At 66.7% G+C, this 25,081-nt stretch carries 23 protein-coding genes; 10 read left to right on the top strand and 13 right to left on the bottom strand.

The features are described 5' to 3' along the window. The first annotated feature begins 118 nt into the window (after positions 1–118). Positions 119–1,951 (top strand): phospholipase D-like domain-containing protein, encoded by a 1,833-nt coding sequence (locus SLQ30_RS32130; RefSeq protein WP_319451120.1) that lies wholly within the window; start codon positions 119–121, stop codon positions 1,949–1,951. Positions 1,952–1,976: 25 nt separating this feature from the next. Here the strand turns inward: SLQ30_RS32130 and SLQ30_RS32125 are convergent, their stop codons facing one another. The 4 genes from SLQ30_RS32125 to SLQ30_RS32110 all read right to left on the bottom strand — a co-directional run bounded on the left by SLQ30_RS32125 (position 1,977) and on the right by SLQ30_RS32110 (position 8,173). After that, entirely contained in the window at positions 1,977–4,568 is a 2,592-nt protein-coding gene (locus SLQ30_RS32125; RefSeq protein ID WP_319451119.1) for a LuxR C-terminal-related transcriptional regulator, read from the bottom strand. A gap of 64 nt (positions 4,569–4,632) precedes the next feature. Then, positions 4,633–5,739: a catalase family protein gene (locus SLQ30_RS32120; RefSeq protein WP_319451118.1), complete on the bottom strand. Its 1,107-nt coding sequence runs from the start codon at positions 5,737–5,739 to the stop codon at positions 4,633–4,635. Then, positions 5,736–7,454 (bottom strand): peroxidase family protein, encoded by a 1,719-nt coding sequence (locus tag SLQ30_RS32115; protein WP_319451122.1) that lies wholly within the window; start codon positions 7,452–7,454, stop codon positions 5,736–5,738. Before SLQ30_RS32115 ends, SLQ30_RS32120 begins: the two co-directional genes overlap by 4 nt. 176 nt (positions 7,455–7,630) lie before the next feature. After that, positions 7,631–8,173, bottom strand: coding sequence for a hypothetical protein (locus SLQ30_RS32110; RefSeq protein WP_319451117.1), 543 nt, complete (start codon positions 8,171–8,173; stop codon positions 7,631–7,633). A gap of 382 nt (positions 8,174–8,555) precedes the next feature. On the opposite strand from SLQ30_RS32110, the gene SLQ30_RS32105 reads away from it, so the two are divergent. Further along, on the top strand, positions 8,556–10,475 hold the full coding sequence (locus SLQ30_RS32105; RefSeq protein ID WP_319451116.1) for a S8 family peptidase: 1,920 nt from the start codon (positions 8,556–8,558) through the stop codon (positions 10,473–10,475). An 18-nt stretch (positions 10,476–10,493) separates the two neighbouring features. Next, a complete protein-coding gene (locus SLQ30_RS32100) occupies positions 10,494–11,837 on the top strand; it encodes a serine-threonine protein kinase (RefSeq protein ID WP_319451115.1) in 1,344 nt (447 codons plus the stop codon). A gap of 37 nt (positions 11,838–11,874) precedes the next feature. Here the strand turns inward: SLQ30_RS32100 and SLQ30_RS32095 are convergent, their stop codons facing one another. Continuing rightward, positions 11,875–12,282 (bottom strand): MarR family winged helix-turn-helix transcriptional regulator, encoded by a 408-nt coding sequence (locus tag SLQ30_RS32095; RefSeq protein WP_319451114.1) that lies wholly within the window; start codon positions 12,280–12,282, stop codon positions 11,875–11,877. Positions 12,283–12,371: 89 nt separating this feature from the next. Here SLQ30_RS32095 and SLQ30_RS32090 point away from each other — a divergent pair, with 89 nt between their 5' ends. After that, positions 12,372–13,451 (top strand): aldo/keto reductase, encoded by a 1,080-nt coding sequence (locus tag SLQ30_RS32090; RefSeq protein WP_319451113.1) that lies wholly within the window; start codon positions 12,372–12,374, stop codon positions 13,449–13,451. Between the two features lie 81 nt (positions 13,452–13,532). Here SLQ30_RS32090 and dhaL read toward each other — a convergent pair whose 3' ends face one another. Together dhaL and SLQ30_RS32080 are read right to left on the bottom strand one after the other, a co-directional pair. Beyond that, positions 13,533–14,225 carry a dihydroxyacetone kinase subunit DhaL gene (gene dhaL / locus SLQ30_RS32085; RefSeq protein ID WP_319451112.1) on the bottom strand — a complete coding sequence of 231 codons (693 nt, stop codon included), beginning with the start codon at positions 14,223–14,225 and terminating at the stop codon, positions 13,533–13,535. A 10-nt stretch (positions 14,226–14,235) separates the two neighbouring features. Continuing rightward, complete coding sequence (locus SLQ30_RS32080) at positions 14,236–15,234, bottom strand: dihydroxyacetone kinase subunit DhaK (protein WP_319451111.1); 999 nt, start codon at positions 15,232–15,234, stop codon at positions 14,236–14,238. Between SLQ30_RS32080 and SLQ30_RS32075 the strand changes: the two genes are divergently transcribed. Continuing rightward, positions 15,208–15,405, top strand: coding sequence for a hypothetical protein (locus tag SLQ30_RS32075; RefSeq protein ID WP_319451110.1), 198 nt, complete (start codon positions 15,208–15,210; stop codon positions 15,403–15,405). The two genes, SLQ30_RS32080 and SLQ30_RS32075, sit on opposite strands and share 27 nt — an antisense overlap. Positions 15,406–15,596: 191 nt before the next feature. Next, positions 15,597–16,787 carry a hypothetical protein gene (locus SLQ30_RS32070; protein WP_319451109.1) on the top strand — a complete coding sequence of 397 codons (1,191 nt, stop codon included), beginning with the start codon at positions 15,597–15,599 and terminating at the stop codon, positions 16,785–16,787. Positions 16,788–16,820: 33 nt separating this feature from the next. Here the strand turns inward: SLQ30_RS32070 and SLQ30_RS32065 are convergent, their stop codons facing one another. Beyond that, positions 16,821–18,011 carry a hypothetical protein gene (locus SLQ30_RS32065; RefSeq protein ID WP_319451108.1) on the bottom strand — a complete coding sequence of 397 codons (1,191 nt, stop codon included), beginning with the start codon at positions 18,009–18,011 and terminating at the stop codon, positions 16,821–16,823. Positions 18,012–18,280: 269 nt separating this feature from the next. Between SLQ30_RS32065 and SLQ30_RS32060 the strand changes: the two genes are divergently transcribed. Continuing rightward, a complete protein-coding gene (locus SLQ30_RS32060) occupies positions 18,281–18,481 on the top strand; it encodes a hypothetical protein (protein ID WP_319451107.1) in 201 nt (66 codons plus the stop codon). A 145-nt stretch (positions 18,482–18,626) separates the two neighbouring features. Further along, positions 18,627–19,268: a LysE family translocator gene (locus SLQ30_RS32055; RefSeq protein ID WP_319451106.1), complete on the top strand. Its 642-nt coding sequence runs from the start codon at positions 18,627–18,629 to the stop codon at positions 19,266–19,268. Between the two features lie 58 nt (positions 19,269–19,326). Here SLQ30_RS32055 and SLQ30_RS32050 read toward each other — a convergent pair whose 3' ends face one another. Next, positions 19,327–19,755 carry a nitroreductase/quinone reductase family protein gene (locus SLQ30_RS32050; RefSeq protein WP_319451105.1) on the bottom strand — a complete coding sequence of 143 codons (429 nt, stop codon included), beginning with the start codon at positions 19,753–19,755 and terminating at the stop codon, positions 19,327–19,329. A 76-nt stretch (positions 19,756–19,831) separates the two neighbouring features. Between SLQ30_RS32050 and SLQ30_RS32045 the strand changes: the two genes are divergently transcribed. After that, positions 19,832–20,140, top strand: a complete 309-nt coding sequence (locus SLQ30_RS32045; protein WP_319451104.1) for a hypothetical protein — start codon at positions 19,832–19,834, stop codon at positions 20,138–20,140. 81 nt (positions 20,141–20,221) lie between these two features. Here the strand turns inward: SLQ30_RS32045 and SLQ30_RS32040 are convergent, their stop codons facing one another. Together SLQ30_RS32040 and SLQ30_RS32035 are read right to left on the bottom strand one after the other, a co-directional pair. After that, the gene (locus tag SLQ30_RS32040; RefSeq protein WP_319451121.1) at positions 20,222–20,611 is read right to left on the bottom strand and encodes a hypothetical protein; all 390 of its coding nucleotides are present in this window, start codon (positions 20,609–20,611) and stop codon (positions 20,222–20,224) included. A 327-nt stretch (positions 20,612–20,938) separates the two neighbouring features. Beyond that, positions 20,939–22,720, bottom strand: a complete 1,782-nt coding sequence (locus SLQ30_RS32035; RefSeq protein WP_319451103.1) for a penicillin-binding transpeptidase domain-containing protein — start codon at positions 22,718–22,720, stop codon at positions 20,939–20,941. Between the two features lie 262 nt (positions 22,721–22,982). On the opposite strand from SLQ30_RS32035, the gene SLQ30_RS32030 reads away from it, so the two are divergent. Continuing rightward, the gene (locus SLQ30_RS32030) at positions 22,983–23,414 is read left to right on the top strand and encodes a DUF732 domain-containing protein (RefSeq protein WP_319451102.1); all 432 of its coding nucleotides are present in this window, start codon (positions 22,983–22,985) and stop codon (positions 23,412–23,414) included. Between the two features lie 12 nt (positions 23,415–23,426). Here the strand turns inward: SLQ30_RS32030 and SLQ30_RS32025 are convergent, their stop codons facing one another. Continuing rightward, entirely contained in the window at positions 23,427–24,242 is an 816-nt protein-coding gene (locus SLQ30_RS32025; protein ID WP_319451101.1) for a mycofactocin-coupled SDR family oxidoreductase, read from the bottom strand. 2 nt (positions 24,243–24,244) lie between these two features. After that, positions 24,245–25,081, bottom strand: coding sequence for an oxidoreductase (locus SLQ30_RS32020; protein ID WP_319451100.1), 837 nt, complete (start codon positions 25,079–25,081; stop codon positions 24,245–24,247).

Raw genomic sequence — 25,081 nt, 5'->3', positions numbered from 1 at the left:
TTTCTCAAGACGTCTCGCGTCGGGACCCAGCAGACGTCACCTGACAGCAGCCCTCACCAGGAACGACCCCGGTCTACGACCGGCACCAATCCCAACTACCGATTAGGACTCGTCAGCCATGCCGATCGCCCGGGCGACCAATCACCTCATCACCGTGAACGCCTTCCCGGGTGACGCCAAGACGCTGTTGGCCTTTGACCTGGTCACCGAATCCGCCAGGCACCGGCTGGCCGGTTTCACCATCGAAGTGCACCCGCCGGGCCAGACCCCCTATTACGTCGACAACACCCTGCGGCTGGCCCCGTCACCGGGCCACGCGCGGCTGAGCGCCGAGTCCCCCTATGCCAGCGTGAATGCCCCCATCTGTCAGTTCCGGTGGGTCCATGTGCCCGGGTTGGTCTATCAGCGAGGCACCCCGACGTTCGGCACCTACACCTACGTGGTCACGCCCCGATACCTCTCCGAACGCGGCGCGCTTCAGCGGCTGGACGCCGCGGCCAGCGTCGCCGTCACCGTCGAGGTGGCCGCCTTCGCCACTGGTGCCGTGAAGCTCGGATTCACCCGCGGATACGTCCAGTCGCAGGCCTTCGTCCGGCACTTCGGCACCACCATCGGAATCCGGCCCGACGACGACGAACTGCTCTACGACACGTCGGCGGTCGCCGGGACCGACCGGCACGGCCACAGCTACACCTACGCCCAAGAGTACGAATGGCTGGGATTCACAGCGCGCCAACGCGTCCTGGAATTGCTCGACGAAGTCCGTGACGACCCCACGCTGACGATCGACGTGCTCGCCTGCGAGCTCGACGAACCCGACGTCTGCGCGGCGCTGCTGCACATCGGTGGCGCCGGCCGGGCCCGCATCATCCTCGATGACGCGCCAGACCACCACGACTTCGGCGAGCCCACGCCGGAGGACCGGTTCAGTGCGGTGTTCGCCGCCAGGGCCGGCGTGGATGCAATCAAACGCGGCCGCTTCGGCCGGTCCGCGCACGACAAGGTCATGGTCGTCTCGGACGCGGCGGGCCCACGGACTGTGTTGACCGGGTCGACGAACTTCTCCGTGACCGGGCTGTACGTCAACGCCAACCACGTGCTGGTCTTCGACGATCGCCGGATCGCTCTGACCTACGCCGGCCTCTTCGACCATGCGTGGCGCAGCGGAGTGAAGGCCTCGGATTTCGCTGCATCGCGCTGGGGCAGCGAGGTGTTCGACTTCGACCGGGATGCGCAGGGCCAGCCGCATGTGTCGATCACGTTCTCCCCGCACTGGCGCGACGTCGCCCAGCAGACCCTGTGCCGGGTGGTAGACCGAGTGAGGCAAGAGGCCAAAGTGCTTGCTCCACCACGAGGTTCGGTGTTCTTCGCGGTAATGGACTCCGAGGATGCCTGGGAGAATCAGGTCTTCGACGCACTCAACGCGGTGCACTCCGGGTGCGACGTGTTCACCTTCGGCGTCGCCGACGCCCCCGGCAGTGTCGCCGTGTACACCGCGGACAGCCGGTCCGGGCCGCTGCCCACCGCCGCGCCCGGACAGGCGCTGATCGCCGAGCCGTTCAGCCACGTGCCCCGGACCGTCGGACACGAGGTTCACCACAAGTTCGTGGTCTGCGGATTCCGCGGACCCGACCCCGTGGTGTTCTGCGGGTCGTCGAACATGACGCTTGGCGGCGAGCAATCCGACGGCAACGAGCTGCGGGCCATCCGAGATGCGGACGTCGCGACCGCGTTCGTGATCGAAGCCGTGATGCTCGTCGACCACTACCAGTTCCTCGACCGGCTCGCCCGAGCGGCGGACGTCACCCCGGCGGCCTTGGCCCGCCACCCCGACAAACGGACCACAGCGGAGGCCGCTGGATGGTTCCTCGACAACACCGACGCGTGGACGGAGAAGTACTTCGACGCCCGCGATCTGCACTGCGCCGAACGGGAACTGTTCGGCCATTGAGGGCTTCGGGCCGCCGCCGAGTTGTTCAGCGATTCGCGCGGACGATCGCGGCGAGTTCGTCGCGATCGGAGACATCCAACTTGATGCAGGCCCGGTAGATGTGGCCCTCCACGGTGCGCGCCGAGACGACGAGCCGCTCGGCGATCTCCCGGGTGGTCAGGCCCTCGGCGATCAACAGGGCGATCTCACGTTCTCGCTCGCTGATCGGCAGCGGGCGGACCGCCGAGCGCAACGCGGGCGTGGTGGCATCACCGCACGCCGTAGCCAGTTGGCGTGCCCGGGAGGTGGATTCGGCCGCGCGGCGGCTGCGGTGGCCTGCGTCGTGCAGTACCGCGGCCTGGGCGGCCGCGTCGGCCGCCGACAGCAGCACCCCGGCGTCCTCGAACCGCACACTGAGCTCGTCGAGTGCTTCGGCGTCGTGGGCGGCGACCGCCGTGGCGTGTTCGGCCTGCAACACGAAGACCGGCCCGGCGACCTGCTTGGCTAGCTCGGCCAGCCTCGCGGCCACCGTGCGATCGCCGAAGCGGGCGGCGTGATGCAGTGCCTCGGCCTCCAGCGCATACTGCCCGACCCGGCGGGCAGCGGCGGCAGCCTTGCGGGCCGCCTCGGCGGCCGGGCGGCCACCACCGCGCGCGGCGATCAGCCATGATTCGGAGATCAACTGGGCAGGCAGGTGGATGAAGGTCTGGGCCCCCGTGTGCTCCTGAGCGTCGGCCAGTACGCGGGCCGCTTGCTCGGGCTGGCCGAGCGCGGCATAGGCCCGGGCCAGCAACAGCCGACCCGGCAGCCGCCACGGTAGCGAGCTTTCCGCGTTCAAGGCCGCCAGCGCTTGCTCGATGGCCCGGATCGCTTCGGGGAACTGGCCGCGGTACACGGCGACCAGCCCCTCGGCGATCTTGGTGATGGCCCAGCCGCTGAACTGACCGGTCGAGGTGAATTCGGCGTACTCGGCAACGCGGCGCTGCGCCGCTTCGAGTTGGCCCGAATGCACCAGCGACAACACGTCGCCGTAGCGGATCATCGCCCGGATCAGTCCATCGGTGGGTTTCTGATCGACCCGGCAGCGGGCCCCGATCGGTTCGAACTCGTCACCGCGCCCGGCCGGGCCCATCACTAGCCCTGCGGCGAAGGCGGCGAAGTCGACGGCCTGGGAAGGGGCGTCGGGGTCGGCCAGCACCGCCTGCGCAGCCTCCAGCCCGCCGACGAGGTTCGCTTCGTGCACGGCCATCGCCGAGGAGGTCGCATCGACGATGAGTCGCAGCGCAGGGTGATTGACACGCTCGTTCAGCAGCTGCAGCAGCCGGTGGGCGTGTGCGACGTCGCCCATGGCCCAGAACAGGGTCGACAGCCGGGGGATGCCCCACTGCACCAACTCGAGCTCGTCGAGGTCGTCCGGGTCGAACTGAGCCAGGATCTCTTCAGCCTCGGCGGGCCTGCCCTGCCACAACAGCGCCCGGGACAGCAGTTCGCCGGCGCGTATTCCGCCGTCGCGCTCGAATGCCTTGCGTGCCAAGCGTTCCCCGAGCGGCAGGTTCGCCAGAAAGACGGCGTCCTTGGCTGCGGAGACCATGAACCTGCTGTCGACGGGCTGATCGCTGTCGGCTTGCAACTGAGCCAGCCGGATCCGCTTGGCGGGGGAGTCGAGCTCCTGGCGTTGCAGCGCCTCCGCGAGCTGGCCGCGCAGTCGCCGGGCCGAGGCGGTTCCGATGCGTCTGCGCACCACGTCGCCGTAGAGCGGGTGGCTGATCCGGGCGTTGAGCCGGGGCCCGTCGTGCACGATCCGGATCAGTCCGGCCGCCTCGGCGGCATCGAGCGCGTCGTCACCGACCAAGTCGATCAGGGTCTCGACGTCCAGCGGTTCGCACAGCGCCAGCAGCCGTAGCGGGGCGACGGTCTCGGCGCCGGCGGCGTCGAGTCGCCCTTCCAGCAGGCCGGCCAGCCCCGAATGCACTGCGGCGTCGCCGCGCAACTGCCACACCCCGTTCACCGGGCTCAACCGGCCGGCCTCCAGCACGCCTTGCACGGTGTAGCGCAGAAACAGCGGGTTGCCGCCGGAGGCCTCCCACAGCGCGTCGGCGCTGAGCTCCTCCAGCGTGCCGTCGAGCACCGTTTCGACGAGTGCGATGCTCTGCTGCTTGTTCAGCGCCTGCAGTTCCAGGCGGCGCAGGTAGCCGTCCTTCCATAGCGAGGTCACCGCGTCCGGAATGGGCTCGCCGCTGCGCACGGTGGCCACGATGCGGCCGACCCCGTCCAGGGCGATGTGGTGCAACAACGTCGCCGACAGTTGGTCCAGCAGGTGCGCGTCGTCGACGCCGACGATGGCGTCCCCGTCGGCGAACAGTGCCTCCCTGGCCGACGCCAGCATGGCGATGGGATCCCTAGCGCTGTCCTGGCTCACCCATTGGGCGAACGCACCCAGCGGGATGCTCTGCGACGACTCGGTGCACGCGGCCCAATGCACCGGTGTGGCAAGCGAATCGGTGACCATCCGAGACAGGGTGGTCTTGCCGACACCCGCGGCGCCGATCACCACCACACCGCGGCCGTCTGCGTGCAGCGCGGTCCGGATCGCCTCGTGTTCGGCGGGGCGGTCGAGCAACTGCCAGTCACTGCCCACGGGTGGAGTGTAAGAGCCTGCGTCAATTTGCGGGCAATTAGCCCTTTCCCGGGCCGCGGCGGCCTCAGGCAGGCAACTCGTCGATCGACGCGGGTTCGCGTTGGGCCACGCCGTTCATCTGATGACGGAATTCGCTGGATGCGTCGTAGGTGCGTTGTTTGAGCCGGTTGATCGAGCCCAGCGGGCGGTGCGCGGCCAGCCCGCGAAACGGCGTGAAGGACAACACGTCGTCACCGAACGCCTGCCGCTCCGGGGTGGCCGGATTCTGCACGGGGAACGTCAGTTTCGCGATGGGCTGGTACGCCGAACGACCCTCCGGCCACTCGACGGTGGCGTCCTCGATGGGCATTTCCTCGATGGTGGTGCACAGTTGGGCCCGCAGTTCGAATTCGGCGGTCTGCGTGGCGAAGAACGCGACGACCTGGTCGCGGTAGGCGTCCGGGCCGGAGCGGCGCGGCAGCAGCACGTCGGTCAGCGCGGTCACCGAAGGAGACAGCGGAGCCACACACATCTTGGCGACGTGGTTGCCGAAGCGCAGTGCCGCCGAGGTGAAGAACGTCTGGCCCAGGATGTGTTCGTTCGGGCGGATGAACAGTTGGATTGCCTCCGGCAGGTGCAGCCCGGCGACGCCGATCACCTTGTCCACCGCGGAGAGCACGTCTTCGGCCGCCCCAAGGCCCCAATCCGGCAGTCGGGCCAGCAGCCACGCCAAAGGCATGCCGCGGCGCTTGTACGCCTTGGCGTCGGCGAACGGGAATTCGCGGTGCGTCACGAACAGCAGGTCCTGGGTGTTGGCGCTGTCGTCGGGTAGGCAACGTGGACCGTCGATGCCGATCAGCTTGACGCCCAGCCCGTGGATGCCGCGCAGTTGGTCGCTGCGGATGGCGCCCGCAGTGGACGACAGCCGGGCGATCGCGGGATAGGTCGCGGGCGTGGCGAACAAGCCTTGGCGCAGCGCGGGCGGCAGGTTTGGATAGACGGTGAGTTCGCCGCGCAGGATGCCATGGCTCTTGGCGTGCGCGTCCCGAATGCCGTGGTGGTACTTCTTGAATGCCCATTCGTTATTGCCGTGCAGGGTGCGCACGATCTCTTCGATGACGGCGGCCTCGTCCGGGGTGGGCCGCTCCAACTCGTCGGTGTAGGTCAGGTACGTGGTGTCATCGGTGCTCAACGTGATGCCTTCCGGTCGGCGGGCGCGGTGGACGTCCAAGGGGCGAACGGGTTGGCTACCCCGGCCAGTGCCGGTGCCAGCGTTGGGAAGTGGCGCAGCAGCACCGAGCGCATGTCGGCGTCGCGCACCCAGTCCATGCCGACTTGGGTGTACACCTCGGCGCGAAAGTCCCGGCTCAGGAAGCGGTCACTCTTCAGCCGCCGCGAGGCCATGAGGATGAATACCCGAAAGGCGGTGTCGCTGAAGCCGAATCCTTCCGGCTTCGGTTCGGCGTAGAGCCCGACCATCAGGTCGACGCGTTCCACGTCGCCGTAGACGTCGCGCAGCTGCGCGGCCAGTGCCCGATCACCGCCGGTCACGTCCTCGAACGTGGTCGCCGGGGCCAGCCGGAACAGCCGGCGGAATTCGTTGTACCGCGGGACGCCTCGCTCGCGTACCCGCAGGATGTCCGCGGCGGCTAGGTCGAGCGGCCCGTCGACGCGTTGCAGCGCGCGCATGCTGTTGGGGAAGTTGTGCAGGGTGAGTGCGCCGGGGTGGGCCCGTCCGAACGAGTAGAACAAGTCCTGCATGGGGGTTTCGGAGAGTCGTTGTCGCACTTGGTCGATCAGCAGCTTGGACATCGTCCACTGGGCCAGCTGGTGGTCATCGGCCACGGCGCGGAACACCACGTCGTCGGGAATCAGCGGATGCATGCGGTACACCGCGACGAATTCCTCGGTGAGCGAGTACGGCACGCCATGGTGGTCAGTGTCTGAGCCGGGAATGCCTTGCAGCAGATCGCTTCCGGAGATCCGGCCGAACCGGCGCTCGAAGCGCTCGCCCAGCAGCCCGAACCAGTTGGCGCGCATCGCGAACTTGGTGGTGGGGTGGGCGATGATGGCCGGTGTCCAGTCGATGGTGTGGATCTTGGCGATCTCGGCGGCATTGATAAGCCGGGCGGTGTCGTAGATCTGCTGATCGTCCAGCGTGGGGTACTCGTCCGCGAGCCGCTCGCAGATGGCGTTGTGTTCGCGCAGGAACAGCGAATGCAGCAGGGCCAGTCCAACCCAGAAGTTGCCTGCCGGTCCGGTGAGATCGGCGTCGGGATCGACCGGTGGCAGGCCCAGGTCGTCGATGAGCAGCTTGCCGTGCTCGCGGGTCCGCAAGCGGTGGGCGTATTCCCTGGTACCGCCGTACAGCTGGGAGGCGTCCCACCAGTGGGTGTCGTCGGTGACGTAGGTCGGGGGGCCGGGCGACGGGCTGGGATCCGGCGCGGTCTTCTTGATCCGCATGGGGTGCCGGGGCCAGTCGTCGTCGGCGTCCGTGGCGATGTCCCAGGTGTCGGCGACCTCGCCGTGACTGAACCAGTCGTGGACCTCGAACTGAATCCAGGCGGCGGCCAACAGGTTCAGGGTGGTGGCAGGCTGAAATTTGGTGCGCGCGAGCAGGCGTTCACTGACCAGTCGGGGACTGGGGGAGAGCATCTCTTCATCGGGTTCGGGGTCGGTGTGCGCGACGGGCACGTTGCGCCCGAACCGGCTGCCGACCGAGCCCATCAGGGGATCGCCGAGATCGTTGAACTCACCAGAAAGCGTCCGACGTGTCAGGCAGTCACCCGTGTCGGTCTCGCCCGCGTCGGGGTGGTCAGCGGACCCGCGGCCCGTGTCGTGCAGGTTGAGTTCGCGCAACCGGCGGCGCAGGCCGATGAGCACCGGTACCGCAACGGCGATCGGCAGCCGCGACCATCCGACCCTGCGATCGACGCGTTCTGCGAGCCGAGCGAGCCAGTCCAAGACCGGGGTCACGGGCGTGTTTCGCAGCGCGCCAAGCGATGTGGTGGATAACTCCGCCGCACTGCCTTGCTGTGTCGTTCCACCGGATCCCCCGTCGCATCGGCGCGCTGTGTGAGCGTTCAGCACTGTAGTCGGACGGGCGTCACCACGCACCACTCCGACGGTGCGCGCAACGCGGTGAAGCTGACTTCCGATGCCGGCCCGGACAGCGTCATCCCGTATTCGCCGGTGGCGAGTCGCGGGCTCGCGAGCAGGAAACGCTCGAACCAGAGCAGCGCGATGGAAAGCAGCGGTGTCGTCGCGTCATCGGTGCGCTGCACCGGTCCGATGACCCGGAGCCGATCGCCTTCCCAGGCGATCTCCAACCACAGGTAGCTACCGCCGGCGTGGGCGATCATCGATCGCCCCGACGTCGCGAACGCCACGGTCAACGCCGCGGCCGGGAGCCGTTGCGGCGTTTTCAGCCAGATCATTTCGGTCGACTCGAAGCTTCCGCACACGGGCGGCTGCTCGACGTCGGTCGTCGTCGCGACCGGGGAACGGTGCGCAAAGGGTGGGACGGCGGCGCGGCCCTGGCGCGGGCGCAGCTTCACTACGTTGCTGTTCTGCTCTGCGCAGATCTCGGCGGCGGTGCCGCCAACACGGATGACGATGTCCTTCATCGGTTGCTCCTCAGTCGAAGTGCATGCAGGCCGCCGGGCTGGTGTGGCGAGGCCGTTCGCGCCACGATGTCGGCGACGCGGGCATGACGCATCCAGCCGCGATGGCCCCGATGCGCCATGCCCGCTCCCCTCGTGTCGCCGACTGGCACAACCCCGAAAGACGCCGCCGACGAAATCGATGATGGCGAGTACCACGGCCAGCGCGCGCGAGTACGCACCTACTCGAAACGCGAACCGGCTGGCTGACGGCCGTATCGAGCGGCTGGACACGTCGGCGGGCGCCAGGGACCGTGGGGGCGCGAACAGGTGAGCTCGAGTCCGTTCCAGACTTGCGTATTGCGGTACTCGATACGTATCCAAACGCGTCGGGTACGAACGAGGGATGTCAGAGCTGACGCCACCTTCCCCGGAGGACTCCTGGCAGGCCCGCGTGCTGTGCGCGGTGCAAGCCCTCGAGGACGTTGAGCAGCCCGCCACGCCGACCCGACTCAAGGAGATGGTCGGCGCGAAGTTCGCATCCGCGTTTCTTGCGGGGGACCGGCTGTATGAGGGCGCCCGGCCATCCTGGGAGACGCGCGTCGACGAGGCCACCGACGTACTCATCACGCGAAAGTTGCTCCGCCGCCGCAAGGGCCGTGCCGGCACCCCGTCAGCCGATCAAGAGGTCGTGGCGACCACCGCCACGGGCCGCAAGGAAGCCGAGGCCGCCTGCGCCCTCGGCGAGCGGGTCGCCGTAGACACCACGCCAACCACGGAACGAGTCACCTCCGCGGGCCCCGTGATGGCCGGCGTCGTCGTTGTGCCGCTGCAAGACAAGGTAAAGCCGCCGCCGCCCGACACGCTGACTTTGGGCGTCGCGAATGGCGAACCCGACCCACCCGAGCCGGTGATGATCGAGCTGAACTTGCAGTACGGCGTGGGGTCGCGGCAGGCGCAAGCAACCGGCGTCGCCGGTGCGATCGCGCGAGTGCAGGAGCTGTGGACATTGGTCGGGGGTACAGGCGAACCCGTCGTCATAGCCGAGCAGTATTTGTCGGGGGACCTGACCAGCCAGCAGGTGCAGAACATCACCACCGCGGACTCGGCGGGCGGTGATTGGCCCAAGCGCGCCATCTTCCGCATCTGGCCGGACTTCCAAGTGCACCGCCAGATCGATGCCTCTGCCACCACCGTCAAGGCGATCCCTGCGCAGCGGTCGTTCGCCGCCTACGGCGAAGGCATCGTATGGGCGGTCATCGACTCGGGCATCGATGCGACCCATCCACACTTCACGGCCGACCACACGCTCGACGATCCCTCGGTGGCCGATCTGCATCACGACTTCGTCTCCGGCAGTGACGATCCGGCGCAGGCGTTGATCGACGACGACGGACACGGAACCCACGTGGCCGGGATCATCGCCGGTGGCCTGCGGCGTTGGAACCTGAAGGACAAGAACCGCCACGCGCTTGCCGTGCAGAAGCGAAAGAACAACGGCGCGCTCGGCAGCAACGACCCCATCCTTGTACCCCGCCACGTGGACATCGAGCTACTGAACGGTGTTGCACCCCTGACCAAATTGGTCAGCTTGAAGGTGCTCAGCGAATTCGGCGACCTCACCGCGAGGACCGCCCGCGTGATGGCCGCCTTGGCCTACGTCCGCCAAAAGAATGCCGAGGGCGGGAAGTTGGCCCGCATCCACGGCGTCAACCTTTCGCTGGGATACGGCTTCCTCGCCGACTGGTTCGGGTGCGGACAGAGCCCGCTGTGCTTGGAGGTGAACCGACTGGTGCTCTCCGGTGTCGTCGTCGTGGTCGCTGCAGGCAACTCCGGCTACGTCACACTCAACGAGAGCCAATCGGACGTCACCCAGTTCAGCGCCGCCATCACGATCAACGATCCCGGCAACGCCGAAAAGGCCATCACCGTGGGCTCCACGCACCGCGATTCGCCTCACACCAACGGGATCTCCTACTTCTCGTCTCGCGGACCGACCGGCGACGGTCGCCCCAAGCCAGACTTGGTGGCACCCGGCGAACGCATCACCTCTGCCGCCGGCGGACAGAACCTGAAGAGCATCCAAAGCGCCCAGTTCCCCGGCTACGACGGCGCCGCGGTGTACATCGAGGACAGCGGCACCAGCATGTCCGCCCCGCACGTCTCGGGAGCCATCGCCGCGTTCCTGTCGGTACAGCGCGAATACGTGGGCAGGCCCGACGACGTCAAGCAGATCTTCACGTCGTCGGCCACCTCGCTGAACCGCGACCCGAACTTTCAGGGTGCCGGACTGGTCGACCTCATGCGCGCACTGCAGACGCCGTAACCACAGAAAGGGACGACGATGACCACACCTACCGTTTCCGGACCCTGGGCACTGTCATTCGATGCGCAAGGCGACGTCGACCCAGCCGGTGAGCAGCAGCTCGTCGAGCAGTTGCGCGTCAGCAACGTCACCGATCTGGTCATGTTCTCCCACGGGTGGAACAACGACGAAGCTGCGGCATCCGCGCTGTACGCGCAATGGTGCGACCTGCTCAACGCCCAACTCGGCTCCGACCGCAAGGTGGGCTTCGTCGGCATTCGGTGGCCGTCTCAGCTGTGGCGCGACGTACCCATCCCCGACTTCGAGCCGACGCCGGGCGGCGCTGCGCCAGGAGCGGCCGGACTCAACGACACCGCCACCGCGGGCGCGGAGGGTCCAGCGTTGAGCGCTCTGCAACTGCAGGACCTCAAAACCCTGTTCCCCCAAGGCAAGGGCGAGCTCGACGAGATCGCCTCGCTGCTCGCCGCCGACCCCAACCAGGACCGCGCCGACAAGATGTTCGCCGCCATGAAGAAGTTCAACGACGCGGTGACCGTCGAGTCCACCGACGGTGAGGCACCCGAGTCCAAACGGCCGGGAATGCTCCAAAAAGGTAAGACCGCCAACGAGGTCTTCGGCGCCTACGCCAACGCGCTGATCGCATCGGGGGTCGACGTCAGCGGCGGCGGAGGTGGCGGCGCGGGCCTGGGCGACCAGCTCGGGAAGCTCTGGCAGGGCGCCAAGGCAGCGCTGCGCGGATTGTCGTACTGGCAGATGAAGAACCGCGCAGGCGTGGTCGGGCAGCACGGAGTCGGCCCGCTGATCGGACGGATCGCCACCGAATTTCCGACGTTGCGAATCCACCTGGTGGGGCACAGCTTCGGCGCCCGCGTCGTCTCCTTCGCATTGGCCGGCTTGCCTACCCGCGACCCGTCGCCGGTCAAGTCGGTCACCCTGCTCGAAGGAGCGTTCTCCCGATTCGCATTCACCGACAAACTTCCGTGGAATCCCGTTCCCCCGAATGGCGCACTGGCAGGTCAGCTTGAGCGCGTCGACGGACCATTCACCGTGTGCTTCTCCAGTCACGACATGGCGCTGAGCCTGAGTTACCCACTCGCGTCGGCGGCTTCGGGTGATGACAGCGCCGGAATCGACGACCCGCTGTTTCGATGGCGCGCGATCGGCTCGCTCGGCGCGTACAACGCTCCGACCGAGTTCATCGATCAGGTCGGTACCAACTATCCCTTCGCCAAGGCTGCGATCCTCAACATCGATTCGTCTGCGGTGGTCAAGGACGGCGATCCGCCCTCTGGGGCGCACAGCGACATCTTCCACAAGGAGCTGGCCTGGATCGTGGCATCCGCGGCGAAATTGACGGCCTGACGGAACGGGGCGAGCAGCCAGCTAAAACACTGCTGCGCTAGACGATTCGTTCGAGCAGGTTCTTGAATTCCTTGCGTTGTGCAGTGGTGAGCCGCCCGAGTCGCCCATCGAACGCTTCCGATAGCAACGCGAGGCCGTCCGTGGTGGCTCGACGTCCGGCAGTGGTGAGCAGGAGGCGATGGCGCCGGAGATCGGCAGGGTCGATTTCGCGGCGCACGAATCCGGCGGCCTCGAGCCGTTTGAGGTAGACCGTCACCGTCGCCTTGGGCATGCATAGCGTGACTGCCAATTCGGCGGGGTAGGGATGCTCGTCGACCTCGGCGAGCAGGAACAGTTCCTTGGAGTCGAGTCCCAACGCGGTGATGTCAGCCTCGACGGAGGAGATCACCGACAGCAGCAAGCGGTAGTTCAGTGACCAGATCTTGGCCGCATCGGCTCGTGGCATTGACAGCACAACCTCGGGTAGTTCAGAATTAAACTAGTACAGATGTAAACCAACGCGTAAGTGAACAATCTATCAGAAGGAGGCTAGCCATGCCCTTGGATCACTACGTGACACTCGGACGATCTGGATTGCGCGTCAGCCCACTGTGTCTCGGGGCGATGACGTTCGGCGAAGACCTCGGCTGGGGTTCAAGTGTCGAGGAGTCCCAACAGATCATCGACCGGTTCGTCGACCTCGGCGGCAACTTCATCGACACCGCCAACTTCTACACGGCCAGTCACTCCGAGAAGATCATCGGCGACCACATAGGTCGCCACGCCGCCCGCCGCGACCGCTTGACGATCGCCACCAAGTTCAGCGGCAACCTGTATCAGGGTGATCCCAACGGCGGCGGTTCGGGCCGCAAGGCGATCGTCAATGCCTGCGAGAACTCGCTGCGGCGCCTGCAAACCGACTATATCGACCTGTACTGGCTGCACATCTGGGACGCGAACACGCCCATCGAGGAGACGATGGCCGCACTCGACGACCTCGTTCGTGCCGGCAAGGTGCGCTACCTGGGCGTGTCGGACACCCCGGCGTGGAAGATCGTCGAAGCAAATCTCATCGCGCGTTTCCGCGGCTGGTCGTCGTTCATCGGGCTGCAGATCGAGTACTCGCTGCTCCAACGGACCGTCGAACAGGAATTGGTCCCCATGGCAGGCGAATTCGGCCTAGGGATCACGCCATGGTCACCGCTCAGCGGCGGCGCGCTCAGCGGCAAGTACACCCGAAGCAACGCCGGCCAACACAAGGGTGATCGCGGCGCGATCATGACCGTGGACGAGAAGACCTACGACGTCGTCGACGAACTCGAGATCATCGCCAAAGCGCACGGTACCTCGGTCGCCAGCGTGGCGCTGGCCTGGCTCCACGCGAAGCCTGGCGTGACGTCGATCATCATCGGAGCGCGTCGGCTCTCGCAGTTCGAGGACAACATCCGCGCCCTCGACGTGAATCTCACGGCCGAGGAATTGGGCCGGCTCGACGCGATCACCGCACCGACGCTCGGGTTCCCGCAGACCATGCTGCCCATGGCTCCGGGCATCATCAACGGCGGTACGACGATCAACGGTGTCTCCGCGTCGGTCTCGGAGTTCGTGATGCCCGAAGGCAAGAAGCCCTACTGAACCCGGTCAACCGGCGGGCCTGGTCGCGCGGACCTGCTCGGACCGTAGGCCTTCCGCGCGCCTTCCCGGCGCCCACAGCCGTCACCGTATCCAGCTGGTGTCTGCCCCGTCGTCGCTGCCTCGGGCGGCACCGGCCGCGCAGCGGACCATCAGCGCCGCGGCCACCGCGCCCGGGTCGAGCACCCCGCGCGATACTTCACCGACATAGGAGGCGCGGCCGCGTCGCGCGATGATGTCGCGAGTGCTGATCGCACCGTTCTGGGCGGCCACAGCCGCAGCGTCGAGTGCCTCGGCCGGGTCGGCGCCGGCGGCGGCCTGATCGGCAAGGGCCCGGGCAGCCGGGGCGAGCGCGTCCACCATCGTCTTGTGGCCGACCTCGGCCTTGCCGTAGCGCTGCACCGTCGCCAATGCGGCGCTGAGGCCGTCACTGAGTTCGGACAAGGTGGGCGTGGCGGCGTTGGCGCAGCGGGCGAGGTCGCGGAAGAACATTCCGAACAGCGGCCCGCTGGTCCCACCGGTTCCGAGGAATCCACGCGACACGGCGGTGAGCCACGACGAATAGGTGTCCGGGGACGTTTCCTCGATCTCGTCACGCACCCGATTGAAGGCCGACGTGAGGTTGGTACCGAAGTCGCCGTCCCCGGAACGGCGGTCGAACTCACCGAGAGTTCCTGCGGCGCCGTCATGTTCAGCGGTGCCGAGGACCGTCGCCAGCATGGCGTTAACCCAGAGCGGGCCGAAAGTCGCGGGCAAGGTGTTCACAGTTGCGGTCATCGTGCGTTCCTTACCAAGTCAGGGCGGGGGTACGGACGGGGGCGTCCCAGAGCGGGAGCAGGTCGGCGTCGGCGGGGGTCAAGGTAATGGAGAAGCCGTGCATGTCCAGTGAGGTCACATACGACCCGACGAGGGTGCGGGCGACGCTGATGCCGCGGGAGGTCAATAGCCGATGCATCCCGCGGGCGGCGACGGCGAGCTCGAGTGGGTAGGTCGTTCCGAGCCCGTTGACGATGGCCAGCACCGAGGCCCCGCGGCTCAAGCCGAGGTCGCCGAGCAGCGGAACGACCAGCTGTTCAGCGAGCTCGTCGGCGCTGGCGAATGGTACTCGGCCCGTGCCGCGTTCACCGTGGATGCCGACGCCCAATTCGACTTCGTCGCTGGCCAATTCGAATGCTGGCTCATGCTGTCCCGGATGGGTGCCGGCCTCCAGGGCCAGGCTCATCGTGCGCGACGTCCGGGCAACACGTCGGCCGATCTCGGCGACTTGTTGTAGGGACCCGCCCTTTTCGGCAAGGGCGCCAACGATTTTCTCGACGGCCACCACCGCGGCGGTGCCGCGCCGACCCGGACCACCGTCATCGGTGTCGGTCGCGAGATCGTCGTCGACGAGCACGATTTCGGTCTCCACCGAACTGTCGCCCGCCAACTCGCCGGCGATGGTGAAGTTCAAGACGTCCCCGGTGTAGTTCTTGACGATCTGCACCACGCCGCGACCACTGTCGGCGGCCAACGTCCCCTCTTGTACCTGCAGGGCAGTGGGGCTGGCGAATACCGCGCCTGCGACCGCGACGTCGAGCATGCCCGTCCCGACGAACCCGGCGTGTAGCGGTTCGTGTCCTGAACCACCCCCGGAGATGACGCCGACCTTGTCGCGCGCGGGCGTGCGACGTCGAACAAGGCCGTAGCGCGGCACGTACTCGATGAGGTCTCCGAAGCACAGCTCCATGCCTTCCAGCGCCTCGGACACCACGTCGTCGGGGTGATTGATGAGCTGCCGTTTCTTCACGTCGTCTCCTCTGAGATCAAGAAGCAAACCGAACTGTTCTTCGCCGAGCACCCGCACTTGACCCGAGGGCTCACCATCGACACCTACTACGACTACACCTCGATCTGTCAATCACGGCGCGGACGGCGCGGGCGTAACGGCGGGGCGCCGGCCGCCGAATGGTTCATATGAAGCGCTACCGAGGTCCGATGGCGTGACTGGCGAAGTGCACCGTTTGATCCCAGCGCGGGAAATGACGAGGCCGCACCGGTCGGGCGCGGCTACTGATATCTGCAACTAGCAAACTCACCCGCGCGAGTCGTGCCACAATTGCCGGGCCACGCGGGCCGTGTGCCGCGGCCTCGCGTGGTTCAGGAGGACAGGTGACGACGTCGCCTTGGCGCATTGCCATTGGTGCTGGCCTGCTTGCCGCAGGCGTGATGATCGGCGGCGCCCCAATGGTGCACGCGAATCCAGACTCCGGCGCCAGCAACTCCAGCGCGGCGGGCGGACGCCACGGCGCCGGTAACGAACCCAGTGCTCACGCCACCGAGAAGCGGCGAACGCTTCACGACGTGTCCACCAAGCTTGGGGTGGGGCAGCCCAAGAGTGCTCCGTCGCGTACCGGTCCGACGGACTCGATCCGGTCTGCTGGCGCCGCGCTTACGCGCAGCATCGTTGGTGCTACGCGTCTAGACCGCACCGCGACCCTGCCGAGCAGTCGGCGCCAACAGCAGGCCGCTACTGGCGCGCAGCCGACTCCGACCATCGCGGCACCGCCCCTCATCTCGGTGGTTCGCCGGGTCACCGAGCCGTTGACCAAGGCAGTGGCATCAACCGGTGGCCAAGTCGTCCCGGCCTCGATCGCGGCGGCGACCACCACCGTCACCACCGTGCAGAGTTTGGCGACCGACGCCGTCGTTACCGTGATTCCAGAACTTGCGGCCCCGATTGACGCCGTCGCGCACCTAGTCCAGCTTCCGGCGCGTTTCATATCGCAGTTGGGCACCAGCGCCACACAGTGGGTCGGGGGAGCGGGCGTCGCCACCACGCCAAGGCCTGGCGGGGGCGAGACAGTTGCACAACTGCTGCAGATCATCGAGACCCCATCCGGCACGCCTGATGCGGCAGCGCCGGTCGCCGTGGGCACGCCGACGCCACCGCCGATCACGGCATCCCCCATCGATCTGACGGCAGCGCTCGATCTGACGGCAGCGCTCGGTCACCTGCCCTCGGCGTCCACGGTCGCTCCGGTCGGGCCCGACAACGCCGGGTCGGATGGCGTAAGCGCCTTTCTGGAGACTTACGGCGGACTCGTCGCCGCCTCCCTTGTGGCGCTCCTTGCGGCCACCATTCCGGGACTGGCCGCGATGTTCATTCCCACCGCGGCCGGAGCGCACCTCGGATACCGGCAGGCGAAGGCGCGGATGGCGATGCGCACCTTGAGAACTGCGCGTTTTTCGGCAATCGGACCGATCGGGATCGTGCGTTCCGGCGGGTTGGTGACGCTGCGGCCGAAGTCGGCTCATGTGGTGCGCGCTCGCGCGGATGACCTGACTCGCGACGTCGCCTGACGAACCGGGATGGTGCTCCGGCGTCACAAAGGGTTACGGCCTCGTCTCGCTCTGGTCGTCGCCGTTGATGACGACGACGTTGTCGTGGTCGCCGTCGTCCGGTCCGGCCGTCGCGTCGCTGCGATCCCCGTTCACGGTGGCGGTGTTGGCGTCGCTGCCGGAAGCGCACCCGAGGAGGCAGCCGGCACTCGCACTACTCATGTCGCCGGTGACCGTGGCGGTGTTCGCCTCCCCGCGGCCCGCGTAGGCTTCGCTGCCGTCGCCGGTGACGATTGCGGTGTTGCCACTGCCGCAATAACTTCCGAAGGCGCAGCCTGCCGTGGCGGAGCTCTCCTTGCCATTCACCGTGGCGGTGTTGTCGTTGCCTAGGCCCGCTATCGCGTAGCTGTCTTCGCCCTTGGCGCTGGCAGTGTTGCGATCGCCGTCGGTGGCCGACGCCACGGTGCCATTGCCTCGTGCGGTCGCGGTGTTGCCGTCGCCGAGAGCGGCAGCCGCGTAGGCGCCCTCACCGCGAGCGGTGGCCCGGTTGTGGGAGCCCGGAAAGTCGTCGGGGCCAGCCTGGCTGCCGCCCGCGTCGGCCTCGCTGCCGTATCCGGCGACGGTGGCGGTGTTGTGGTCGCTGTTGTTCGCGCAGGTATCGCTTGTCACCGTGAAACATCCCGCCTGGCCAATGTTCTGGGTGCCGCGCACGACGACGGTGTTGAAGCTGCCGCCCCTGGCGCTGGCGACGTTCCCGTTGCCGACGATCGACACCTTGTTGCTGTTGCCGGACCCTGCGTACGCCGTGTTGTCGTTGCCGAACACGGTGGCCTTGTTGTTGTTGCCGTCTTGCGCTGCAGCAGTGCTGCGCTTGCCGATCACGATGGCGGTGTTGCCGTCGCCGCCCGTCGCGGTCGCCGTACTCCCGTTGCCGATGACGACGGCCCCTGAGTGCGCGCCGGTCGCGGTGGCTGAACTGTTCTTGCCAACGGCGATGGCCAGCGATTGCTTGCCGGATGTGGTGGCCGTCGCCGAACCGCTGTGGATCACGGTGTTTCCACCGGCCGACACGCTGATGTTTGGTCGTAGGTTGTCGAGTGCGGAATCAGCGCGCGCGACGGGTGTACCCGTCATGGTGGCCAGCCCTGTGCCGATGCCCAGCGCGACGGCCAGCACCCCGACCCGGCCGACAGCCTTGGCGCTGCCCATTGCGGCGAGCGAACCCTCGGTGCAGTGACGTCCCATGGAAGTGTCCTTTCGATCGAAGCCTGCCAACGCGGCGATGTCGAAATCGTGCCGCCGAACATCGATCTCGGATTCCGGGCTGAACTACCTAGTTTTTCGGCGTGCCGGATCAGCACTACCTAGTTCGCTGATGAGGCGTAATCCGGCGTCACACCGAGCAGGTAGGTAGTCACCCGTGTGGCAGCCAGGAAGACAGGTAGTTCGTCCCGCGATCGGATCCACCGGTCGCGGTGGACTCTTACCGAGTGCAAGCGCATCGGAGAGGAACAATGAGTGTGAGCGTCGACCGCGCTGCGTACCAGGCTGCCCTTTCGCGATTGCCCGATGCGCATGCCCTCGCGCTCAGGCTCGCCGACGCCGGTGTGCCCGACGAGGAGATGTGCAGGCAACTGGGCATCGAGCCAGAGGGCCTGGAGCCCCTACTGGACCTGGCGCGAAGAAAACTCAGAACAGAACTGTCGCTTGCGTAGGGAAATATCGGCGCCGCTCAGCGGACGTGCGCGGGTGCGTCGACTGACCAACCGGGAAGAGTCGAGCTCGCCGAGGTGATCAGACAGCTGAGTGACCCGGAGCTGCCCATTCCAAGACCGACGTTCGTCCCACTATGTTCGAGCAATGCCTTCGATCGAAGCTCTGGCCGCTTTCGCGCTCGCGTCGCTGATCATCGTCGTGATCCCTGGGCCGAGCGTGCTCTTCGTGGTCGGGCGGGCTCTGGCCGTTGGTCGCCGCGGAGGTCTGATGACGGTGCTCGGCAACGAGCTCGGAGGTCTGGTGCTGATCGCCGCCGTTGCGCTGGGCGTTGGGACGCTCGTCGCCGAGTCGATTCTCGTGTTCACCGCCATCAAACTGGTGGGCGCGGCGTACCTGGTCTACTTGGGCGTCCAGGCCATTCGCCATCGACGTGACGACATGGGGATGGACCCGGGCAACGGCCGAGATTCGGTGTCAGCGTTGGTGACTCTTCGGCAAGGGTTCGTCGTCGGGGTGACGAACCCCAAGACGATCGTGTTCTTCGTGGCGGTGCTGCCTCAGTTCGTCGACTTCCATGCCGGCGGTCTGGCCGTGCAGATGGTGGTGCTGGGGATCGTGTTCACCCTCATTGCGTTCATGTGCGACAGCGCGTGGGCGCTGGTGGCGGACGCAGCGCGGACGTGGTTCGGTTCTTCGCCTAGGCGACTCGCCAGAACGCGCGCGACTGGCGGAGCGATGATGATCGGGTTGGGGGGAGCGCTCGCCCTGACGGGTCAGAAAGCGTAGGCCAGGTCGGCGTGGCTAACGCCGGTTCAAAAGATCGGCGAGGAAGCATGGCAGGCGGTCACTCGCCTTGCCGCACCAACTCGATCACGGGAATGCGCCGTTCCGTGCGCCGCTGATAGTCGGCGAACTGCGGCTCGACGGCGCTCTGCTTAGCGTAGATCTCATCGCGTTCGGCTCCGTCGAGCACGCGAGCGGTGGCGGCAAACGTCTCGGTGCCCAATTCAACCGTGAGCTGCGGATGCGCCACCAGATTGAGGTACCAGTGCGGATTGGTGTCGGCACCGCCCTTGCTCGCGAAGACGTAGATCCGACCATCCTCTAGGAGAGGGACGAGCGGGGCGGTGCGCTCGCGGCCGGATTTCGCGCCGACGTGATGCACGAGCACCAGCGGCTTGCCCGTGAACACGCCACCGGCCGTACCGCCTGTCTCGCGGAACTCGCGGATCACTTCACGATTCATCGCATCAAAGTCGATTGGGTCCGTCATGAATCAATCCTAGGACCGTGCTGAGACATCGAACTCGAGGGCCGTCGACGCCTTGCGGGCTCGGTACAGTGGCGCCGTGCATGACGACGAGCCCGACCTAGACACCGAACTCGAAGAACTGCTCGATGATGACTTGGCAGAAGACGACGCCGAGTTATCGGAGCAGGAACTCAACGGCCACACGCTGTCCATCCGCCGAGCCGACGGCGAGGAGCTCGTCAGCATCCAGGCGACGGGCGACGAGTGGAGCGTCCAACTTCAACCGGGCGGCGCGATCCGAAACGCTTATCTCGGTACCCGCAGCGACACCCCCGTGTGGCTGAACACATGGGATCGGCAGATCGAGCGCGACGAGGACGGTACGTACTTCATCCGCATCGACTAGCGGTGGAAGCGCGAGCGCCACGTGTTTGCCAGACTTGCCCCAGATTGTGGAGGCGCCGGGCAAGTCTGGGCGATGTAGGGGTTAGCCTCCGAGCGCGGCGATGAGGTCCTTGATCTTCGCGGTCTCTTCTTCGGTGGCAGGCTCTTCGGCCTCGAGGGCTTCGATGATGTCCCGTCGCAAGCCCACGCCGTTGGCGGCTTCCTTGGTGGTGAGCTTGGCGTGCAGACGCGCGACGTAGAGCCGCTGACCCAGGGTGGCCCCTGGTCCGTTCGCGGCGCGTTCCATCAGTTCGTCGTAGCGATTCCGGACGCCACTCAACGCGACGATGACCGACGGGGTGACCCGGCTCCGGACGGCTGCGTCGGACATCGACTTCCCCAGCTTGCGAAGGCCGGCGAGAATCACGCCTGCGCGGTAAGGAAACTCGGGGTCATCCGGGTCGGGCAGGGAGTCGATGGCGGCCGCGTACATGTGCATCGCCGCATCGGACAGCCCGACAATTACTGGTCCTTCACCGTCATTAGCCGACGATTCCACCACGACTGCTCGATTCCTCGTAGTAACACTGAGTGATCGCCGGTGCTCGACCCCGGCAAGATCCAAGACGCGCAAACCGTAACCCGTCTGGACGGCGGTTTCAACCGCTCTGTCGGGATGAATCCGTGGCTGCCAGTTGACCCACAACAACCCATTGGGCGAGCAGTTTCGCCCGTGGGTTTGCGGTGCCTTCGCCGCAGCCGCGGTGTCGCGATCCGTCGTGCTGACCAGCGCGCCCGTAGAAGTTTGCCGCCTAGCGCTTCAGGCCGGGATCAAAGCCGGTCTGAGGAAGTCGCCCGATACGGCGATCGCCGGGGCAGAGGTATCGCCGCCGACCACCAGGGTCGCAAAGGCGATGTCGCCGACGATGCCTGCGAACCAGCCGTGGGAATGGGTGTTGTCGCCGAATTCGGCGGTGCCCGTCTTGCCGCCGAGCCCTGGAATGTCCTTCAGCGCAGTAGCAGTGCCGTCGGAGACCGTTTGCGCCATCATCGCCCGCAGGTTGTCCGCGATCGCCGGTGGAATCGGTGCCGAGGGGGTGTTGGCGGTCGTGGGCTCACCGACAACGAGGGTCGGGTCGATGGTCGAACCGTGGCCCAGGCTGGCCTCGGCGACGGCCAGGCCGAACGGGCTGACCGTGACGGCGCCCTGGCCGATCCCGCTCTCGACCTTCTGCGCGGGGGTGTCGGCGTTGGGCACGTTCCCGGTGATGGTGGTGAGGCCGGGGATGACGTAGTCGACGCCAATTCCGAACAGCCGCGCCATGTTTGGCAGTGCGTCGGCAGGAAGCTTGTCCGCCAGCGCAGCCATCGTCGTGTTGCAAGAGTGCGAGAAGGCCGTCGACAGCGGCACGGTGCCCAGGTCGAACTCATCCTCGTTCGGGATGGTCCGGTTCTCGATGGTGACCTTGCCCGGGCAGGCCTCCGGAGTGTCGGGTGTCGCCAATCCGGCCTGCATGGCCGCTGCGGTGGTGATGGTCTTGAACGTCGATCCGGGAGGGTATGCGCCGGAGAAGGCAATGGGTCCCTGGGCATTGGCAGCGGCGTTCTGCGCCGCGGCGAGGATGCCGCCCGTCGAGGGGGAGATGGCCACCAGCACTGCGGGCCGCGGTTCGGTCGATACGGCCTGCTGCGCGAGCAACTGCAATCGGGTGTCGAGCGTGGTGCGAACCGGCGCGGTGTCGCGCGGCGGCGTCGAGGTCAACACCTCGGTCGGCTTGCCCTGGGCGTCGACCAGATCCACCGACCAGCCCGCGGCAGCGTCGATCGCCTTCTGCCACAACGCAGAAAGTCCGTCGAGCGCAGGCGAGGACAAATCCCGGTTCGCGGTGAGCAGTGCGCCCTGCTCCACCACCGAGACGCCGGGGAACTGCTTCAACTGATCGGACACTTGGGCGAGATCCTGGTCGCGGAGTTTGATCACGGTGACGGTGTCGTCCTGTGTTCCGTTGAACTGAGCGGTGATCGACTCGGCGGTGGTGGTGCCGTCGAATGGCTGCAGGACAGCCGCGAGCGGGGCGGCGGATTCGAGGTGATCCCGCGTCAGCGTGATGACGCCGACGTTCTGCCAGGTCAGCAGTGGCTGCCCGTCGCGGTCGGTGACCGGCGTCAGGAAGTTCTTGTCGTCGCTGTACTGAAAGGTCATGCCGGACTGCAGCTTCGGATGTAGCACTGTGGGGGACCAGTGCACGTGCCAGTCGTCGCCGGACTGCGTGGCCGTCGCCGTCGCGTCGTACTGCAAGGTCTTGTCGGGGCCGAGCGACCACGAGTAGCTCAGTTTGGCCGAGTTGTCGTCATCGCCGGACTTGCCGACGTCGACCTTCACCGTCGCATCCTTGCCCATGCCGTCGAACATCGAATTGATCGCGGTGGTGGCGGCGTTCGGATCGTCGGTGCTCGCGGCGGCCCCGGGGTCCTTGCGCTGAAGTGCCTCGGCGAAAGCGTGGAACGCGTCTTGCGGGCCTGGACTGGAGAAGAACGAGCAACCCGTCGAACCGAGTAGCAGAACGAACAACAGCACCGGCAGCACGCAACGTCTCGTCATGGCCCTACGAGCGTAACCATCGGCGCTCGACGACACCGCAACCCCGCGCCGGCGTGTAACCCGTTGGCCTCGGTGGCGCCGCAGTCCTGACGGCGGCTGGCAAACGGCGAAGTCTCACATGGCAAGCCACCGAACCCTGCTCGTGAAACGCATAGTGTGCCAACCGTCACCGGTCCGTGTTCTAAATGTGACAGAAGTAGAGCAGTGTTCCAGAAGTTACAGCAGTGATTCGGCTTCGTGACCCATGGGAAGTAGACCGCACATGACGGACTGTTCAGGCCTATTCGGCATTGCGGCGAAAGCCGCAGGTGCGCTTGCCATCTCCGCTGGCATCCTGGTGGCCGCGACCATTGCCCCTGCCCCGGCACAGGCCGACGTGGCCAGCGACCAATTCCTGTCGACACTCGCCAACTCTGGTGTGTCCTACTCCGATCCGAACATGGCGGTGACCATGGCGCAGTCCATCTGCCCGATGCTCGCGCAACCGGGTGGGAACTTCGCAGGCGTCGCGTCTCAGATGGGCGGCACCAACGGCGTCTCGCCTGGCATGGCGAACTTGTTCACCAGCATCGCGATCTCCATGTACTGCCCGAGCATGATGGCGTCGCTCGCGAACGGAAATTGGCTCGGCCAAGGAACTCAGATGGGTGGGCTCCCCGGGCTATCCGGGCTGTCCGGCATCCCCGGGATGTGAGCGTTCGTCTCCTCAGCGCAGGGTGAAACCTGCGTCCAGTGGCCAAGCCGTTCCTGTGATGAACTGGCCGGCGTCCGACACCAGCCACGCGACCGCCTCGGCGATCTGCTCGGGTTGCACCAGCGCGATCGGTAGCGCGTTCTTCTGATCCGCCAGCCATTCATCGCCTGCGGCGGCCAGTGCCATCGTCGTTTCGTTGATGATCATCCCGGTGGCCACGCCACTGGGATGGATGGTGTTCACCCGGATCGACTGCGGCGCAAGCTGAGCCGCCCACCCCTGGGCGAGCGCGACGAGGCCGCGCTTGGAGGCGGCGTAGGCCTGCAGGCCGGCGCGTGGGGTGCCCGACGTTCTCAGCCCCTGAGTGGAACTGGTCATCACGATGGATCCGCCCCGTCCGCCAGCAACCAGGGCGGGGATGGCCGCATCGACGGTGTTCCACACGCCGATGAGGTTGACGTCGACGATGTCGCGAAACGTCCGGCGCGGATCGTCGCTGTCGGTCATCCGGATGATGCCTGCGTTGGCGATCACGATGTCGAGCCTGCCGTATTCCTGCACGCCCTCGGCGACGACGGCATCCACCGCTTCGGGGTCGCGCACGTCGACCTGTCGGGCCAGGATTCGACGGCCCTGGCGCTCAACCAGTTTCACGGTCTTGGCGAGGTCATCGGGGGTGGAGCCGGGGTAATCGGTGGAGTCGAACTCGGCGCAGATGTCGACGGCGATGACGTCGGCGCCCTCGCTCGCGAGCTTGACCGCATGCGCGCGTCCCATCCCGCGGGCCGCACCGGTGATGAACGCGACGCGGCCGTCCAGGGTTCCCATCGTCAGCTGCCCTTCGGGAAGTTGACGTCCTTGGTGACGGCCTCCCACTCGTCGATGGACGCGGAGAACGCAGCGAGCTTGTCGCGCACCGCTTTTAGCACGTCGCGACCGAGCAGCAAGCGCAGCGGCGGTTCGTCGAGCGTGGTCACCATCAATACCGCCTCCGCTACCTTGCGAGGGTCGCCGGGCAGGTGATTGGCGAATTCCTTGATCATCGTCTTGCGGGCGCCGACGTTCTCGTCGTAGTCACCGATCGGGGTGGAGGACTCCCACATGGAGCGGGCCGCCCAATCGGTGCGGAATGCGCCCGGCTCGATGGCGGTCACCTTGATGCCAAGCGGCTTGACCTCCTGCGCCAGCGCCTCGGTCAACGCCTCGAGCGCGAACTTCGTTGACGAATAGTACCCGTTGGGTGGGTTGGCCACCAGGCCGGTCATCGACGAGATGTTCACGATGTGCCCCGATTGCCGGGCGCGCATCGACGGCAGCACTGCCTTGATGGTGTCGACGACGCCGAAGTAGTTGGTGTCGAACAGCTTTCGGACCTGCTCGTCCTCACCCTCCTCGATGGCGGACAGGTAGCCGTTGCCCGCGTTGTTGACCAGCACGTCGATCCCGCCGAACGCGTCGTCCGCGGCCTGGACCGCGGCGGCAATCTGCTTCCCGTCGGTCACGTCGAGCGCGACGACGACGACACGGTCGCCGAAGTCGTCGGCGAAGTCGGCCACTGTCTCGGTGCGTCGCGCCGTCACCACCACCGAATGGCCGGCTTCCAGTGCGGCGCGGGCGATCTCGCGACCGATTCCGGTGGAGCATCCGGTGATAAACCAGCGGCTCAT

The organism is Mycobacterium sp. RTGN4 (assembly GCF_033804635.1).
GTDB lineage: Bacteria > Actinomycetota > Actinomycetes > Mycobacteriales > Mycobacteriaceae > Mycobacterium.
Note: the sequence above shows the minus strand (reverse complement) of the source record. Positions and strands in the feature narration are given on the sequence as shown.